Source organism: Parvimonas sp. M20 (assembly GCF_035282425.1).
In the GTDB taxonomy this organism is placed as follows: domain Bacteria; phylum Bacillota; class Clostridia; order Tissierellales; family Peptoniphilaceae; genus Parvimonas.
The window spans coordinates 93,969-112,392 of sequence record NZ_JAYKBQ010000003.1 but is presented as its reverse complement, the minus strand read 5'-3'; the positions used below and the strand labels follow the sequence as shown (position 1 = coordinate 112,392).

At 28.5% G+C, this 18,424-nt stretch carries 18 protein-coding genes and 1 pseudogene; all 19 read left to right on the top strand.

All coding sequences use genetic code 11. The features are described from left to right. Window positions 1-13: 13 nt before the first annotated feature. The 19 genes and pseudogenes from VJI93_RS02625 (at window position 14) to dut (ending at window position 18,413) form a co-directional block, all read left to right on the top strand. Entirely contained in the window at window positions 14-3,367 is a 3,354-nt protein-coding gene (locus VJI93_RS02625) for a penicillin-binding transpeptidase domain-containing protein (RefSeq protein WP_323999054.1), read from the top strand. 69 nt (window positions 3,368-3,436) lie between these two features. Beyond that, entirely contained in the window at window positions 3,437-4,477 is a 1,041-nt protein-coding gene (locus VJI93_RS02620; RefSeq protein ID WP_323999053.1) for a BMP family ABC transporter substrate-binding protein, read from the top strand. A gap of 119 nt (window positions 4,478-4,596) precedes the next feature. Then, window positions 4,597-6,129, top strand: coding sequence for a glutamine-hydrolyzing GMP synthase (gene guaA / locus VJI93_RS02615; RefSeq protein WP_323999052.1), 1,533 nt, complete (start codon window positions 4,597-4,599; stop codon window positions 6,127-6,129). Window positions 6,130-6,435: 306 nt separating this feature from the next. Then, window positions 6,436-6,654 (top strand): hypothetical protein, encoded by a 219-nt coding sequence (locus VJI93_RS02610; protein ID WP_323999051.1) that lies wholly within the window; start codon window positions 6,436-6,438, stop codon window positions 6,652-6,654. A 187-nt stretch (window positions 6,655-6,841) separates the two neighbouring features. Continuing rightward, window positions 6,842-7,783, top strand: coding sequence for a DDE-type integrase/transposase/recombinase (locus tag VJI93_RS02605; RefSeq protein ID WP_323999050.1), 942 nt, complete (start codon window positions 6,842-6,844; stop codon window positions 7,781-7,783). 104 nt (window positions 7,784-7,887) lie between these two features. Further along, window positions 7,888-8,091, top strand: a pseudogene (locus tag VJI93_RS02600) (helix-turn-helix domain-containing protein); the annotation flags it as partial. Then, window positions 8,068-9,111, top strand: a complete 1,044-nt coding sequence (locus VJI93_RS02595; protein WP_416384085.1) for a DNA cytosine methyltransferase — start codon at window positions 8,068-8,070, stop codon at window positions 9,109-9,111. The pseudogene VJI93_RS02600 and the gene VJI93_RS02595, both read left to right, overlap by 24 nt. After that, window positions 9,111-9,944, top strand: a complete 834-nt coding sequence (locus VJI93_RS02590; RefSeq protein ID WP_323999049.1) for an Eco47II family restriction endonuclease — start codon at window positions 9,111-9,113, stop codon at window positions 9,942-9,944. Before VJI93_RS02595 ends, VJI93_RS02590 begins: the two co-directional genes overlap by 1 nt. Window positions 9,945-9,946: 2 nt before the next feature. After that, on the top strand, window positions 9,947-11,317 hold the full coding sequence (locus tag VJI93_RS02585; protein WP_323999048.1) for a nucleotidyltransferase: 1,371 nt from the start codon (window positions 9,947-9,949) through the stop codon (window positions 11,315-11,317). 4 nt (window positions 11,318-11,321) lie between these two features. Continuing rightward, window positions 11,322-12,215, top strand: coding sequence for an SMODS-associated NUDIX domain-containing protein (locus tag VJI93_RS02580; protein ID WP_323999046.1), 894 nt, complete (start codon window positions 11,322-11,324; stop codon window positions 12,213-12,215). A gap of 223 nt (window positions 12,216-12,438) precedes the next feature. Then, entirely contained in the window at window positions 12,439-12,717 is a 279-nt protein-coding gene (locus tag VJI93_RS02575; RefSeq protein WP_323999043.1) for a hypothetical protein, read from the top strand. Window positions 12,718-13,141: 424 nt separating this feature from the next. Then, window positions 13,142-13,780 (top strand): CPBP family intramembrane glutamic endopeptidase, encoded by a 639-nt coding sequence (locus VJI93_RS02570; RefSeq protein WP_323999040.1) that lies wholly within the window; start codon window positions 13,142-13,144, stop codon window positions 13,778-13,780. An 82-nt stretch (window positions 13,781-13,862) separates the two neighbouring features. Further along, window positions 13,863-15,098 carry an aminopeptidase gene (locus VJI93_RS02565; RefSeq protein ID WP_323999037.1) on the top strand — a complete coding sequence of 412 codons (1,236 nt, stop codon included), beginning with the start codon at window positions 13,863-13,865 and terminating at the stop codon, window positions 15,096-15,098. A gap of 70 nt (window positions 15,099-15,168) precedes the next feature. Beyond that, window positions 15,169-15,513 (top strand): prepilin-type N-terminal cleavage/methylation domain-containing protein, encoded by a 345-nt coding sequence (locus VJI93_RS02560; RefSeq protein WP_323999034.1) that lies wholly within the window; start codon window positions 15,169-15,171, stop codon window positions 15,511-15,513. After that, on the top strand, window positions 15,506-15,928 hold the full coding sequence (locus VJI93_RS02555; protein ID WP_323999031.1) for a type II secretion system protein: 423 nt from the start codon (window positions 15,506-15,508) through the stop codon (window positions 15,926-15,928). The genes VJI93_RS02560 and VJI93_RS02555 overlap by 8 nt, the downstream gene beginning before the upstream one ends. After that, a complete protein-coding gene (locus VJI93_RS02550; protein ID WP_323999029.1) occupies window positions 15,918-16,253 on the top strand; it encodes a prepilin-type N-terminal cleavage/methylation domain-containing protein in 336 nt (111 codons plus the stop codon). Before VJI93_RS02555 ends, VJI93_RS02550 begins: the two co-directional genes overlap by 11 nt. Further along, window positions 16,231-16,773 (top strand): PulJ/GspJ family protein, encoded by a 543-nt coding sequence (locus VJI93_RS02545; RefSeq protein ID WP_323999027.1) that lies wholly within the window; start codon window positions 16,231-16,233, stop codon window positions 16,771-16,773. Before VJI93_RS02550 ends, VJI93_RS02545 begins: the two co-directional genes overlap by 23 nt. 1 nt (window position 16,774) lies before the next feature. Further along, window positions 16,775-17,914, top strand: a complete 1,140-nt coding sequence (locus VJI93_RS02540) for a hypothetical protein (RefSeq protein ID WP_323999025.1) — start codon at window positions 16,775-16,777, stop codon at window positions 17,912-17,914. A 67-nt stretch (window positions 17,915-17,981) separates the two neighbouring features. Continuing rightward, complete coding sequence (gene dut / locus VJI93_RS02535) at window positions 17,982-18,413, top strand: dUTP diphosphatase (RefSeq protein ID WP_323999023.1); 432 nt, start codon at window positions 17,982-17,984, stop codon at window positions 18,411-18,413. Window positions 18,414-18,424 lie beyond the last annotated feature (11 nt).

Here is an 18,424-nt window from a genome sequence, read left to right as displayed (position 1 = left end):
TGGGTGTAGATGTATGAAAATTTTTGACAAGAATAAATTAGAAAAGATTAATGATAGACAATTAAGATATAAGATAGTTTATTCCATTTTATTTATTTTAATGATTGCACTTGTTGTAAAACTATTTCATTTAACAATAATAAATGGTGATGACTACAGAGATAAAGCAGATAATAATAGACTTAAAGATGTGAAAATAACAGCTCCTAGAGGTAATATTTATGATAGAAATGGAAAATTATTAGCAGGAGTAAAGACGAGTCCAGCTGTTCAGATTTTAAAAGATGAATTTAATAGATTAAATAAAGATGAGAAAGTAAGTAAAATTGAAGAATTAACCAGAATACTTAATAAAGATGGTGCAAGTTGGGATACTGATGATTATTTTTTAGGAATTAATTATTTTGTATATTCTTCAGATGTAGATTATTTTACTGAACAAAAATCTCCCAAAGAAAAAGTTTTGGATATAATTTTAGAAAATAAATTGGTAGAAGATATTTTAAAACTTAGAATTGAAAAAAATTCTTCATCAAAATTTTCATACTATATCATAAAAAAAGTTATAAGAGATTTACAACTTAAAGGAATATATGTTCCAAGTGATTTTTTTGATGTAGATAGTGGAGATATAAGTTTCTCTAAGGATAAAAAATATGAAGAATATGCAAAAGGTAAAGACCTTTCTAAGGGAATTTATTCACATGTTGCCGATTTAGTAAAAGATGATAAGTCAATAATAAGAAAAATATTAGATCAACCTTTGGCTAGAAAATTAGTTTATGAAGAATTAAAGAAAAAAAATCTTTTAAAAAATATAGAATTAAGTCCATTGGTTGACTTGAATAGATATAATTTATTACTAATAAAATCAGAATTAAATAGACAAAATTCAAAGGTAACTCTAGAAACTAGTGCAAAAGATGATTTTTATAATATGGTTAGAAAATTTACCATGGATAAATTATTGAGTTATGTAAAAGTTGATAAAAAAGGAAATAAGATTATTCCTGCTGAGATTTTATTAAAGAAATTAGAGGAAAAAAATATTGATGCAAATGTTGAATATACATTAGTTAAAGATGAAAAAGATAAGGAAAAAGTACAATTTAATTATAAAGATAATGCGAAAAAAGATATTGAACCTTTAACTCATTTAATTTCCATTGCAGAAGAAAATGGTCTACTTTATGATTTTGTTTTATCTGATGATATAAAAACTGTTGCTCAAGAAGTAAATACCGAAAATAATATTATTTTAAAAATTTCTATAACAAGTAAATCATTTGATTATGTTTATAATATTAACAGAACAGAAATAAAAAATAGATATAAAATTAAAGACGATTATACAGCAGAAAGCTTATTCTCAACTTTAAAAAAGACATATTCCATTGAAAATTTGGATGATTATAATGCTTATAGTTATTTAGTTTTAAATAGAAAAGTTGAATTACAAGGAGACAAGGCATATATTCCTATTACTCTTACTTATGGTATTTCTGAATCTTGTGTTTCTCATATAAAGGAAAAATTTGAAAATAATAAGGGATTTACTGTTTCGATGGAACCAATAAGACATTATCCTAATGGGGAATTAGCTTCTCACATTTTAGGATATATTGGGAAAATTTCGCAACAAGATGAAATTGAAAAATATAGTAAGGATAAGGGATATTCTTCAGATAGTTTTATCGGAAAGACAGGAGTTGAAGAAAGTCAAGAAGCTTCATTAAAAGGAAAAGACGGTTTAAAGAAAGTAATGGTCGATAATAGAGGAAATAGAACAGAAACAATTTCTGAAACACAGGCTGTTCCAGGAAAAAATGTATATTTATCGATAGATGCAAATTTACAAAAGGTAGCTGAAGAGTCTTTAAAACGTACTTTGGAATCTATTAGAAATGGAAGTGAGTATAAAAGTAAGTGGGGAAGTTATAGACCTAATGAAAGTCATAAAAATGCAACAAGTGGAGCAGTTGTTGTGCTTGATGTTAAAACGGGAAAAGTTTTAGCACTTGCAAGTTATCCTTCTTATGATCCAAATCTTTTTGTAACAGGAATTTCAAATAGTGATTGGATAAGTTTATTTCCAGAAGATGCAAGAGATTTTCTTGCTCCTAGACCTTTATACAACATAGCCACTCAAAGTATTTCACAACCGGGTTCAACTTTCAAACTTGCAAGTGCACTCGCAGCTCTTGAAAAAGGATTGAATCCTAATGAAAATATTAACTGTCAAGGTGTAATGGACGTTGGTGATACTAAATTTGGTTGTTGGATATGGAATCAATATAAAAGAACACACGGAAATGAAAATTTAAGAACTGCTTTAAGAGATAGCTGTAACTACTATTTTTATGCTTTAGCATTAGGAGAAAATCCTAAATCAAATAAAAAAACAGGTACTAAAATTACAATTGAAGATTTATCAAAAACTGTAAAAGAATTGGGGCTTGGAGAAAGAACAGGTATTGAAATAAATGTTCCAAAAGAAAGCAAGGGAGTTGTTCCTGATTCAAATACTAAAAAATCTCTAACTAAAATCATGTTAAAACAAAAGTTAGAGAAAGAAATTGATAAATATATTTTAGATGGTAAAAATAAGGAAGATTACGACTTTAATAAAATAATTGATACTATTGTAAATTGGACTGATGAAGAAACAGTTCTATCAAGAACAGAAGTAATTAAAAGATTGAAGAAATTGGAATTAAAAGCTGAAGAAGCAGTTGGAAATTCAAAAGTTACTTTAGCAGATATGATAAAGTTTGACTATTTAAATCAAGCTTCTTGGTCTAATGCTGACTCACTAAATACTGTAATAGGGCAAGGACAAAATGCTTATACACCTATACAAATGGCAAGATATATGGCTATGATTGCAAATGGTGGACAAAAGATAAAAACATCTGTTATTGAAAAAATAGTAAGTCATGATAATAAGGTTTCATTCCAAAACGATCCTGAAACTGAAAAATCAAGTTTTAATCCTAAAAATTTAAAATACATTTTAGAAGGAATGAACATGGCGTCTAAAACTTCTGAAAACTCTAAAATTTTTAAAAATTTACCAATAGAAATTGGAACAAAAACAGGTACAGCACAAAAAAGTGGAGTAAATCCTGTTACTGGACAAGCGTATGATAACTATGCTTGGAACGTTTCTTTTGCACCTTATAATAAACCGGAAATTGCTATTGCTACTGTAATATTCCAAGGAGGAGCTGGAGCATATTGTGGCCCAATTGTTAGAGATATTATTGGACAGTATCTAGATAATAAGTCTGAATCAGGAGAAAATGTTGAATCTGATAAAAAAAATAATAGTAATTCCAATAGTGGAGATAATTTAGTTGGAGATTAAAAAAAGTATTGTAATTTTAGTAATTTTGATATATAATGTACTAGACTAGATAATTTAGGAGGGTTTTATATGAAATTTAAAAAGACTTTCGCAGCACTTTTAGTGGGTGCTATGATTTTAACAGGTTGTTCTTCTAAACCTAATGAAAAAACAGGAGAAAAAAAAGAAAATACTAAAAAACCAATTAAGTATGCTATGGTAACTGATACTGGTGGTGTTAACGATCAATCATTTAACCAATCTGCTTATGAAGGGTTAAAAGAACTTCAAAAAGAAGGTATAATCGAAAAACCTACTTATTTGGAAAGTAAACAAGCTTCTGATTATAAAACACATTTAGAAACTTTACTTGATTCTAAAAATGATTTAATTGCAGGTATAGGTTTTGCATTGAAAAAAGATATTGAAGCGGCAGCAAAAGCTAATCCGGATCAAAAGTATGTAATTATTGATTCTTCTTTTGAAAATACTCCAAAGAACCTTATTGGAACAATTTTTGCAGATAATGAAAATTCATTCTTAGTTGGATATTTAGCAGGTTCACTTACAACTTCAAACAAAGTTGGTTTCATTGGCGGTATTACATCTCCATTAATCAAAAAATTTGAAGCAGGTTTTAGAGCCGGTGTTGAACAAGCAGCAAAAGACAAGAATAAAAAAGTAGAAGTTGTTGCTCAATATGCCGAAAGTTTCGGAGATGCAACTAAGGGTAAAGCTATTGCAAATAGTATGTACTCATCAGGAGTTGATATGATTTTCCATGCATCAGGCGGTACAGGAAATGGTGTTATCGAATCAGCAAAAGAAAACAAAAAATTCGTTTTTGGTGTAGATAGAGACCAATCTTACTTAGCACCGGAATATGTTGTAGCTTCTACAATTAAAAAAGTAAATGAAGCTATTAAGAGTGTTGGTAAAGATTTATATGAAGGAAAATTCAGAGGTGGAGAAACTATTGAATTTTCACTAAAAACAAATGGTGTTGACGTTGCATATGGAAAAGAAGATCAATTAAAGATTAAAATTCCTAATGAATTAAAACAAAAAATTGAAGAATTAAAGAAGAGTATTGCTGAAGGTAAAATTACAGTACCTACAGAAGTAAAATAAATTATTAACCAAAGGAAGCGAAAGCTTCCTTTTTCAATTAAAATAATTATATTAATATTTACCTTTTGCTGTTATTATTATATAATATTATTATTAAATAAAATTAAGGAGACTATTTTATGAAAAATGAATTAATACTTGTTGTTGATTTTGGAGGACAATATAACCAATTAATTGCTAGAAGAGTAAGAGATCTTAATGTATATTGTGAAGTTGTTCCTTACAATAAAGCAGTTAATGAAATAAAAATAAAAAAACCTATCGGGATAATCTTTACTGGTGGACCTAATAGTGTTTATGATAAAAATGCACCAAAAATTGAAAAAGAAATTTTTGAATTTAATATCCCAATTTTAGGATTATGTTATGGAATGCAATTAATCTCTCAAACATTTGGAGGAATTGTAGAAAAAGCAGACAAAAAAGAATTTGGGAAAACTTTATGTATAAAAGATAAAAATTCAAAACTTATTTCAAATATGAAATCTGAAACAACAGTTTGGATGAGTCATCAAGACCAAGTTGTAAAACTTCCAGAAGGATTTGAATGTATTCAACATACTGATACATGTCCTTATGCAGGAATAGAAAATGAAGGAAAGAAAATTTATGCCGTTCAATATCACCCGGAAGTTAATCATTCAGAAGAAGGAAAAGAATTGATAAAATCATTTCTTTATGATATTTGTAATGCAAGTGGTGATTGGACAATACAAAACTTTATGAATGAACAAATACAAAAAATAAAACAAACTGTTGGAGATAAAAAAGTTTTATTAGCTCTTTCAGGTGGAGTTGACTCTTCTGTTTGTGCATCATTACTTTCAAAAGCCATAGGAAGCCAATTGACTTGTGTATTTGTTGATACCGGACTTATGAGAAAAAACGAAGGCCATGAGGTAGAAGAAGCTTTTAAAAATGATGAATTAAATTTTGTAAGAGTAAATGCAAAAGAAAGATTTTTAGAAAATTTAAAAGGAGTTACAGATCCTGAACAAAAAAGAAAAATAATCGGTGAAGAATTTATTAGAGTTTTCGAAGATGAAGCTAAAAAGATAGGTCAAGTAGATTACCTAGCACAAGGAACAATATATCCGGATGTTATTGAATCAGGACTTGGCGATGCAAAAGTTATAAAATCACATCACAATGTAGGTGGACTTCCGGATGTTGTGGATTTTAAAGACTTAATAGAACCTTTAAGAGATTTATTCAAAGATGAAGTAAGAAGATTAGGTTTAGAACTTAAAATGCCTGAATACTTAGTTTTCAGACAACCATTCCCGGGACCTGGTTTAGGAATAAGAGTAATGGGAGAAGTAACAGAAGAAAAATTGGAAATCTTAAGAAATGCCGATGCTATATTTAGAGAAGAAATTGCAAAAGCCGGAGAAGATAAAAATATAAGCCAATATTTTGCAGTTATTACAAACAACAAAACAGTTGGAGTAATGGGAGACTTTAGAACATATGATTACACTCTAGCGTTAAGAGGAGTTACAACAACAGACTTTATGACAGCTGATTGGGCTAGAATCCCTTATGAAGTATTGGACAGAGTTTCCGTAAGAATAGTAAATGAAGTAGAAAATATAAACAGAATTGTCTATGACATAACAAGCAAACCACCAGCAACAATCGAGTGGGAGTAGTATAATATCTATTGAAAAGAACGAGTTGAAATGAGAATTTGACAAGCTGTCATGGGAGCAAAAAAGGATAAAGGAAGTTGTTAAGCATATTCAAATCTGTATAAGCAAGCAAGAACATTATGAGGATTATCTCAAAAATCCGAACGATAAAATTTACATGATGATGAACAGAAAAGATGTAGAAGCTTATCAAAAATCTTATGAGGAAATAGATGTTTTCCTTAAGCAATTTCCCCACTTGAGACATATTGTAATAGGAGAGTTAAAGACAAAATCAAGTAAAAATCTTTTCAGCATTCTAAAGAATTGCAAGCTAAACAAGAGGAGATAATTAAGAAACATAATTCATTATCAGCCGAGTATGACGAATTGGAACATCTGAAAGTAAATATGAATAACTATCTTGGCAGAAATAAAACAGAGAAGAAAAAGAAGTCGGTTATTGGCGCTATAAAGAAACATCAGAATGAAGATATGAAAAAGTCCACTATAACGAAAGAGGCTTCAAAGGAAGCTGAGAGATAAATATATGGTCGGTGTGGTCTTTAGGACTGCACCGGATTTTTTATATGAGATGAAATAAGGAGAATATCTAATGATAACGTGAGATGTAATGTGATAAGACATATGTTACAGGAACAAATAAAAAAGAGAGATACTTTGATATAATAGTTTTTAACTACAAAAACAATATCAAAAAGGAGTATTTCTCATGAAAAGTATAACAGAAGAAATGCGTTTTCGCCAGCGTTTATGTGAATATGCTATTAAGTATGGAGTAACACAAGCAGCAAGACAGTATCATACCAATAGGCAGTTTGTATATCGTCAATTAAAAAAATATGATGGAGATGTACGAAGTCTTGCGTTAAAATCAAGAAAACCGCACAACAACCCAAATGCCCATAATGAGGAAGAACTTGACTTAATTCGGCGTATGCTCAAGCGTAATGGTATATATGGACTTGCAGAAGTATATGTGAGATGCAAGAGTAATGGATACACAAGAAGTTTTGGAAGTATGTGTAAACAAATACGAAAGAGGGGTTATATAAAGCCGAAAATACATCGTAAAAGCTACACAAAGTATGAAAGAATGGATGGTAGATACCCCGGAGATAAAGTACAGGTAGATATCAAATATGTGCCGGAAGAAAGCGTAAGATTTCCAAGCTATGGAGATAGATATTATCAAATAACAGCAATAGATGAATATAGCAGAAAAAGGGTGCTTAAAATAGTCAAAGAAAAAAGCACATATGAAACTAGCAAATATTTGCTTGAATTACAAAAGAATATGGGATTTAAGATAAAAACAATACAAGTAGATAATGGATATGAATTCGTAAATGACGCAGAAAAGACTAATAGAAAAACAAGATTTCAATTAGTTGCTGAGTATTTGGGAATGAAGATAAAAAGAACAAGACCATATTCACCATGGCAAAATGGAAAAGTAGAACGTAGTCATAGAGAAGATGGGAAAATACTCTATGGTAGAAAAATATTTAGAAGTGAAAAAGAGTTGAAAACGGCTGTCAAAAAGCATATGCAAAGATATAACAGCACAGCTAAGACCAGTCTTAATTTCAAAAGTCCTAATGAAATAGTATCCGAGTATTTCTCAAAGTGTAACATATGTCTTGACAATTAAGAGAGAATATCTAATGATAACGTGAGAATTGTTGAATAAATTGCATGATTATGCTATAATGAAACAAACCATTTCTGTGTGGTTTGTTTTTTGGAGGTGCTAAAGTGGCGGTTTGCTATAATAATCTTTGGAAATTGCTTATAGATAAAAATATGAATAAAACTGAATTAAAGAAGGCTGCGGGAATAAGCTTTAATGTGATGGCTCGCATGGGGAAAAATGAGACTATTTCTTTTGAAAGTATAGAAAAAATATGTGCTGCATTGAATTGTGATGTAGGAGATATTATATCAGTTGCTCAAAATACAGAAGCTGAAGTTAAAACTTTCAAAACAATAGAATTATTTGCAGGTGCAGGAGGGTTAGCTTTAGGCATCGAAAAAGCAGGATTTGATACAATTGGATTGATAGAATTTGACAAATCAGCTTCAGATACATTGAAATGTAATCGACCTCATTGGAGAGTTATAAATGATGACATTGCTAATATATCGTGTTTGGATTTAGAGAAATATTTTGACATAAAAAAGGGGGAGCTTGATTTGTTATCAGGAGGAGCTCCTTGTCAATCTTTTTCTTACGCTGGCAAAAGATTGGGATTAGAGGATGCAAGAGGGACTTTATTTTATCATTATGCAAAGTTTTTGGATAAACTCCAACCCAAAATGTTTTTGTTTGAAAATGTTAAAGGATTGCTTACTCATGATAGAGGTCGAACATATAAAACTATTACAGATATCTTTGAAAATTCAGGATATACAATTCAGAAAAGTATACTAAATGCTTGGGATTATGGGGTGGCACAAAAAAGAGAACGTCTTATTACTATTGGAATACGAAATGATTTGATTGATAAAATGCATTTTGACTTTCCAATTCCGCACAAATATAAACCTGTGTTACGTGATATCCTAATGGATTGCCCTGAGAGTGAAGGAACACGTTATTCTGAAACTAAGCGAAAAATTTTTGAATTGGTTCCTCCAGGAGGTTACTGGAGAGATATTCCAGAGGATATAGCCAAGGAGTACATGAAAAGTTGCTGGTATATGGAAGGGGGGAGAACAGGTATCTTAAGGAGATTGAGCTTAGATGAGCCATCTCTTACGGTATTGACTTCGCCAAGTCAAAAACAGACGGATCGTTGTCATCCTTTAGAACCACGCCCATTTACTATAAGGGAAAATGCAAGATGTCAAAGTTTTCCGGATGACTGGCAATTTTGTGGAAGTATCGGACAACAGTATAAGCAAGTTGGGAATGCAGTTCCTGTAAATTTAGCATATGATATTGCTCTAAAAATAAAAGAAGCATTGGAGGAATTATAATGTGGAATTTAAATTTTATAACAGAAGAAGATTTTACAAATCATGTGAAATCAACCATAGAAAAATATGGCGAAAAGCTGGAGTCTTTCGACCTAAAGCGTTTCAACAAAAATATTATTGACCCGATAAAACTTATTTTTGATAAGACGGTGTATCAATCATCATGGGAAGAAATTGTAAGTAACGAAATATTTCGTCAAAGAGATAAATCAAATAATAATGACATCGGATATTTTCATCAAAGGATTTTTCAGTATGTAGCAAATTGTCATGTTCCACCTAATGGTGAAGAAGGTGGTTGGGATATTATATATGAAAATGATAATGGAATTGAAATCCCTGACGCAGGGAGTGTTCATACAGTGTATGTTGAAATGAAAAACAAACATAACACAATGAACTCAGCTTCAGCGGGTAAGACATTTATCAAAATGCAAAATCAACTTTTGAATGACGATGATTGTGCTTGTTTTTTGGTTGAAGCAATTGCACAACGCTCTCAAAATATTAAATGGGAGACTACCGTTGATAAGAAAAAAGTAGGTCATAAATTAATTCGTAGAGTGAGCCTTGATCAATTTTATGCTCTTGTGACAGGACAAGAGGATGCTTTTTATCAAATGTGCATGGTGTTGCCATCTGTTATTGAGAAGGCTGTAAAGTACTTTGAAGGAACGATTGTACCGCATGATACAGTTATTGATGAATTGAGAGAAATGGCATCTAAACAGGATATCAACTCTGAAGATATGGCAATTGCTATGGCAGTATATATGCTTGGTTTTGGGAATTATATAGGATTTATTTCTGATAATCTAAAAAGGGAGGTATAAGGATGATGTATGACTTATCATCAAAATTTAACACATTTTATAACTCCTATGTTGTTTTGTCTCAAGAGGCACAATCTAATCTGTATAATAAAAAAGAACTAAACATTCAGCGACTTAAAGATGGATTAAAAGAATATAATGAAGAAAATAAAACATACTATTCTATAAAAGAAACGTGTGTGCAAGGTAGTGTTGCAATGTCAACTGTTGTACAGAATGAAGATGATGATTATGATATTGATGTTGCCATTGTTTTTGATAAATCTGAGCTGGGAGATAAAGGAGCACAGGCTACAAGAAATATGGTGGCAGATGCACTTAAAAGAAGAACGAAACAGTTTAATACAGAACCGGAAGTCAAAACGAGTTGTGTACGTGTGAATTATGTAGATGGATATCATGTAGATTTTGCAATTTATAGGCGAGAATATAATGAATGGAACGATAGTTGGGTTTATGAACATGCTGGAGCTGATTGGACGGAAAGGGAGCTTAATGGATTATCCGAATGGTTTATAACTCAAAATAGCAATTCAGGGGGAAAGCTTAGAAAAATATTACGCTTGTCAAAAATGTTTTGTAAATCAAGAAAATCTTGGAAGAATATGCCTAGTGGACTCTTACAAACTGTTTTGTGTGAGGAAAAATTAGAAGATTCATATGAACGAATTGATGAATTATTCTATTATACTATGAAGGCAATCGTTGAGCGTCTTGGAGTAAATACATGTGTTACTGCACCTGTTGATAATGGGAGAGATTTAACTTCAAGAAAAAGTGATATTCAGCGAATGATCAATTGGAAAAATCGTCTAAAGAGTAAATTAGAGGATCTTGAGATTCTGTTCAAAGATGATTGCTCAAAGGCTGATGCAATTCAAGCATGGTATGGTTTTTTCAATCACGATTATTGGAGCGAGCAATCTACGGAAATAGCAGAGTATGAATCAAAGACAGTGTTGAGAACAATTTGTTCTTTTGCTGATACTGAAGAATATATTGAAGAATTATATCCATTAAGCTTATCGTACAGATGCAAGGTGTCGTGTATTGTCAGTGGAAACGGATGGCGCCCAAAGTTATTAACTGAATTTTTATCTATATTACGACATTATTTGCCTCATAATTTTGAAATTCGTTGTACTATGGATTATACAGATTGTCCTCAACCATATAAAATCTTTTGGAAAGTTAAAAATGTTGGTCCAGAAGCGGAAAGAAGGAACCAAATTAGAGGGCAAATTGTTGAAAAAGGAAAAACAATAGTTGAACATAGTAACTTTTACGGTAATCATTATATTGAATGTTACATTATAAAAAATAATATGTGTGTTGCAAAAGAGAGAATAAATATTCCGATTGGTAGAGTGTGATACTATGAAAATTATAAAAAGTGCTATTATATTTGTTATATCACTATCCTTTATTGCAACTATGGTTATTTTTGAGATCAAATCATGGCCTGCAGGGAGCAGTATTGCTGGTTTACTTCTTGGGTTTTCTTTGCCAGCACTTTTTCATTCGATCCAAGATGTTTTAGATACAACAGATTGGAAGATGTCTCAAAGAAAATTGAAACGAGGCGGTTTCATATCAGACAATACTATCATTCGAATTTCTTTTGCATACCTCTACAGAATAAAAATAGGGGACAAATATCTATTAGTTAAGAATGAAAGAGGAACTGGTAAATATCAACCTGTGGGAGGAGTTTATAAATTTGAGGAAGATGAGAAAATAGAACTTAAAAATAGATTTCAAGTAAAGGATGATAACAAGATTTCGATAGATGAATCTTCTCGTAATGATTATAGGCTGAGAATGGAAAATAAATACTTGAGGAAATTTATTAGTCATTTTGATAAAAAAGCAAATAGAGAAAATGTTGATAATTTAAGTCGTGAATTTAGGGAAGAACTTATAGAAAAAAATATAATAAATTGGAACGAGATTTCATATCGTTTTTGTGGTAGACATATGACAAATCTTCACTTTGGAGAACATTTTCAAATTTATGAAATCCTTTTGGCTGATGTAGTAGAATTATTGCCGACTGTAGAACAAATGGAAGATTTAAAAATGTTGTTAAATAAATCATCTGATAAATATAGATTGGCTACAGCTGAAGAGATTACTTCATTGGGAGTAAATACTGCAACAGGACAACTTAGGGAAGAAATTGCTGATCATACAAGAAGAATACTACAAGAAAATGAAGGAGAACTGATAAAAACTTTAGATGTTGGTAAGATATATACTGTGAACATTTAAGATAAGCATGTAGAAGATGAAGCGTGCTTGCAATATGCTTGCAAAAAATCGAATAACCAGAAATAAAATGTATAATAAGGCTAAATTTGATATCAAAAACCTTGATTTTACGTCATTTATACAAATCGATATCAATGGACATATCGAGTGGGAATAATAAATTTAACAAATATAGAACCTTTTACTTATTTAATTTAAAATTAGTAATATAGAGAGGGATAGAATGACTAATTTATCAAAAATTAAGCGTGAAAAAATGCTTAAATATCTTGAAAAATTAAAAGAAATCAACAACGATGATGAAAATATCCGTGCGATAACGGAGATTGAAAATGCACTTAATGAAAAGAAATATGGTCTCGTATGGGAAGAACACTCAGAAAGAGTTGATGAAATGTTGAATAAAAGCTCTATGTTTTATGATAAGATATCAAAAATTATTTTTGCAGATTATGACATATATTGCGAAAATCAAGGTTTAGTAATTAAGGTTGGGGAGTAAAAGATCCTCAGCCTTTTAATTTGTAAAAAATTGCACCTGTTAAAAAATATCCTAAAATAGTAATAACGATAAAACCAGAAAAGGTGTGCTTAATATGTGCAATATATTGCTATCTAAAAATGGTAATTGGTAAAAAATATTAAAAAATGATATAATTCGTTTTAGATGTAGTATTCCTGTTTAAAGAAAAAACTGTATTTATTTTAACTATGAAAAAATATTATCATGATTACAGAATTTCAGAGATTAAAGATATTTCCATTCAAAATAACCAAGTAATAATACGCCGTAGATACTATAGGAGAAAGTTTAAATTTTTTAAGAGCAGAGTTGTTTGCAGTAATGTATATATATATAACAATTGTAGTTAATTTTATAATTGATGTTATTGTTTAATAGTTAAAAATTTAAGGGGGGTATAATAATGAAAAACAAATATATAAAGTCAAATATTTTTCCTATTTTTATAGAACTTTTATTTGTAGTATCGTGTTTTATTGTAGAGAAACAATTTTATATTTATACAAATTTTTTCTTTTATTTGTTATTAGCTATCTATTTCTATATAAGAAAAGATTTCTCTATAAAAGAGTGGTATAATGCTATCAAGAGTGGCAAAAAATTTTTTATACAAGTAATTTTAACAGTAGTATTTATTTCTATTGCATTTTACTTTACTATTATTTTGGAAAATATATTTCCTAATCTTAGTAAGGGAATGATTTTATTGAGAGCTGATAATTGGTTAAAACTTATTTTATTTCTATTTTCAGTAATTATTTTTCCACCTATCATTGAGGAAACCTTTTTTAGACAGAATTTGATTTCTTTTAAAAATAATAAGATTCTGATATTTACCACCTTCTTATCAATGTTTTTATATGCTTTAGAACATTCTTTGAGATTGTGGGGTATTTTCTTATGTATGATTTGGGCTTTACCATTTAGTGTTTCTTATATAAAAACAAGAAATATTTATGTACCCATGACCGCTCATTTAATATGTAATTTAATCATAAATGGAGTTCTAATTATAGATGTAATAAAATATATTTTTAATTAAAAATAGAGATAGTTTTGTTAAGGTTTGCATTTTTAATAAAATAGTGTATAATTAACTTATAGTATAATATAAGGAGAAGGTTATGGAATTTAATGAAAAATTAAAAAAATATTCTGAGACAATCATTAAAGTTGGAACAAATGTACAAAAAGGTCAACTAGTAGTTATAAGAGCAAATATTGAAGCAAAAGAATTAGTTCGTTCTTTAACAGAAGAAGCTTATAAAGCTGGTGCTGGAGATGTTAATGTTGTTTGGAGAGATGATATTATTACAAGACGTAAGTTTGAATATGCAAGTATTGAAACACTTTCTGAAGTAAAACAATGGACAGTAGATCAATATACAGATTATATTGACAGTAATGCTGTTTTTATTTCTGTAGTTGGTGATGATCCAAATAAATTTGATGGGCTAGATATTGAAAAAATTAAAGCTAATAGCATTGCTAACTCAAAAGCAATGAAATATTTTTCAACTTCACTTATGTCAGATAAAAATTCATGGTGTGTTGTAGGAGCGCCTACTGCTGCGTGGGCTAAAGTTGTATTTCCTAATCTTTCAGAAAAAGAAGCAATTGAAAAACTTTGGGATTTAATTTTTTACACTGCAAGAATTGGGGAAGGAGATTCTGTTAAAGGCTGGAAAGAGCATATTAGTGAATTAAGTAAAAGAGCAAAATACTTAAATGAAAAGCAATTTAAATATTTAAAATATTCTAGTAAAAAAGGTACTAATTTAACTATTGAATTACCAAAAAATCATGTTTGGAATGCAGCAGGTAGTGGATTTAATGCTAAAGGAGTAAGCTTTACTGCAAATATGCCTACAGAAGAAGTATTTACTCTTCCACATAAAAATGGAATAAATGGTGTTGTTTATAGTACAAAGGCTTTGAATTATAATGGAAATATAATAGATGAATTTAAGTTAGAATTTGAAAATGGAAAAGTTGTTAGATATGAAGCAAAAAAAGGTTATGAAGTTTTAAAATCTTTATTAGAAACCGATGAAGGAGCTTTGTCTTTAGGAGAAGTTGCTTTGGTTCCTTTTGATTCTCCGATTTCAAATACAAATACAATGTTTTTTGAAACACTATATGATGAAAATGCATCTTGTCATTTAGCTTTAGGTAGAGCCTATCCAACTTGTTTAAAGGATGGAGAAAAGATGACAGAAGAAGAATTAAAAGAAAGAGGAGCTAATGATAGTTTGGTTCATGTTGATTTTATGGTTGGAGATGAAACATTAAATATAGTTGGAGTAACTGAATCTGGAGAAGAAATTCCTGTATTTACTAACGGTAATTGGTCAAATTAAAAAAATTGCGGGAGTTTTCCTGCAATTTTTTTGTATAATATATATTATTTATTTTAGGAGGATTAATATTATGAGTAATGTAAAGAAAAAAGCATTTACATTGATTGAACTTTTAGTTGTTATAGCAATACTTGCAATTTTAATTCTTATTGCAGTACCAAGATATAATAATTCAAGAGTTAAAGCTGATAAAACAGCACATTCTGCAAATGTTAAAGTTTTGGAAGTAGCAGGACTTAGATACTTATCAGAAGAAAAAGTAGAATCTGATATGGATATAACAGAAGAATTGGTAAATAAAAAGTATATAAAAGAAATTCCTAAATTGCCAAAGTCTATAAAGGGAACGGCTTATAAAGTTGAAATAAAAAATGGTGATGTTATAGTAACACCTGCAGTGGAGAAAGATGATTAAGAAAAAGTCTTTTACTCTTATAGAATTAATAGTATGTTTGGCTATAATTTCTGTTATGATTATGATTATTAGAGTGAATTTTGTAAATAATAAAAAAACAATTGCTAATGAAGAATTAAATTTGATAGTAGAAAGTATTGAAAATGCAAAAGTCTTTTCTATAAAAAATAGAAAAATTGTTGTTTTAAAATCTGATTCTGAAAATGAAATTTTTACTATTTCATCAGGAGACTATGTATTAAAAAAGATACATTGTAAAAATTTGAATATACTAAATAGTACTAATTTGGAATTAAATATTAATGGAATTCCTAGTGAGGGGAAGACTTTTGAATTTTCATACGAAAAAGAAAATTATGAAATTAGGATAAGACCGGTAACAGGTTTTGTTAATGTGATTAAGAATGAAAACTAATTTATTTAAAAATAAGGCATTTACATTAGTAGAATGTATTTTTGCAGTATTTATTTTATCAATTATTAGTATATATATAATATCAGGAATTAATTATTTTTTGCAAATACAAAATAAAAATATTAAAGAAGTGAAAAAATTATCTGATATTGAAAATACAATAGCACTTATAAGAAATAATATAAAAACTAATAGGTCGATTTTAAATGAAGTGGATATGAATAAATATGATGTTAAAGTTTCTGATTTAGGTGAATTATATAATATAAAGATTTTTTTAAAAGATAATATGGAGAAATTATATGAATTTTATGTATCCAAATAAATCAAAATCATTTACATTGTTAGAACTTTTGATTACAATTGCAGTTTCAAGTGTTATCATTATTTGTTGTGTACATATTTTTTATGGTACATATTTTGTAAATTTGAATCAAAGGAAGGATTATTCAAAATTAGAACAGATAAATTATGCAATGGATTATATAGAAAATGAAATATCAGATTCTGCGGATACCAGAGTTAATTCAGATGGAATAGAGATAAAAAGATATAGATATAATTCTTTTTTGAGTGAAAAATCAAATCATACAATATCTAAAGTAAATGAAATAATATATAAAAAAGTAAAATATGGAGATAAATATGAAATACGGAGAATATCTAAAGATATTTTAAATTCAACATATTATGGAAATAATTTGTTGATAAAAGATTTAGATTCTTTTGAAGTGGAAAGTTTTGATAATTACTTAGTTTTAAGATTTTCTTTTAATGGAAAAGAGTATAGTAAATATATTTTTTTTAAGAATAAGAAATTTAAATATTTGACAGGAGAAAATTGATATGAAACGTAAATCTTATATTATGCCAATTAGTTTATTGATATTTTCTTTAGTTGTAGTTACATTTTTATCAATTTATCATAGAACACTTAATACAAACAATCATAAAATTTCAAAAGAGAAATCTATTTCCAGAAAGTTAGAAGAGATAAGTATAGAAGAAATTCTAAGTACAAAGACTACGTTAAATTTTATAAATAGTAAATTAAATAATAGAGAAAATTTTTCTTTAAATATTAATATGAAAGAATTATTAAAAGTTAATAATATTGATGATTATTCTAAAAAATTTGAAAATTACAGTTTAACCCTAAATAGTAAAAAAATCAAGAAAAAAATAAACTTTAATAATAAAATGAATGGTGATATGTCGTATAATGTAAATCAATATGAAATTTTTATTGAGGTAAAGAATAATAATGAATTAGTTGAATATAAGATTGTCGATAAAAATAGAATAGAAAATTTTTTATTTGATTTGCAGTTAAAAAAATTTATTGATGGAAATACTAATATATTAAGTGATAATTTTTTCTTTGACATAAATAAAGGTTTTTCTAAATTGTATGATAGAATTTTTAGCAATGAAATTCAAAGTACCTATTCTGATGATTTAAGAATATATGACTATAAAGATAAAATATGCTTTATGTATAATGAACAATATCTAAAATTGCTAAGTAAATATTTAGAAGAAAAAGGTATTGAATTTAAAAATAATAATCTTAATTTATGTGATATAGATAACTTGAAAAATTGTTCAAGAGATGAGTTCATTAAAACATTTCTATTAGAAAGTTCAGATTATATTAAAGATTATAAATATAATGTGATAAATATAGATGTTAAAAATAAACTATTTTTTGATTTAAATAAAGAATTAGATATTTATAGTAATATTAAAATTTATAATTTAAGTAAAATTATAGTTATTAATAAGAAGCCTAAAGTTCAAGGAGTTTTTGTTAATAATTCAGATAAAGATATGTTTGATTTTGCTTTTGAAGGAGTTTTATTTTCAAAAAGTAAGTTAAAAAGTGATTATAAATTTTTACCAGAAGTTTTAGATGTAACTGCAAGATTTATAAAGATAAGCGATGATTTTTACTTAGAGAAAATTGAAAAAAATGATGTTAAGTAGTTTGATTAAATACAATAAATTTGTTATACTATTACTGTTAAAAATGTATTTTTTGGAGGAAAATTTAATGGAAGTTAAAATTATAAATAGAAGTAAAAATGAGAATCCAACTTATGCCACAGAGGGTGCTTCTGGATTTGACTTAAGAGCAAATTTAGATGAAGATTTAATGATTAAACCACTGGAAAGAGTAGCTGTACCAACTGGATTATTTTTAGAAATTCCTTTAGGTTATGAGGGACAAATAAGAGCTAGAAGTGGAATGAGTTTAAAACATGGTATAACAATGGCTAATGGAGTTGGTACAATAGATAGTGATTATAGAGGAGAAATTAAAGTTCTTATAGTTAATCTTTCTGATAAAGAATATGTTATCAAAAATAATGATAGGATTGCTCAAATGATAATTACAAAATATGAGAGAGCAGAGTTTAAACTTGTAGAAGAACTATCTGATACAACTAGAGATAAAGGTGGATTTGGACATACAGGGTATTAGTAGAGGAAAAA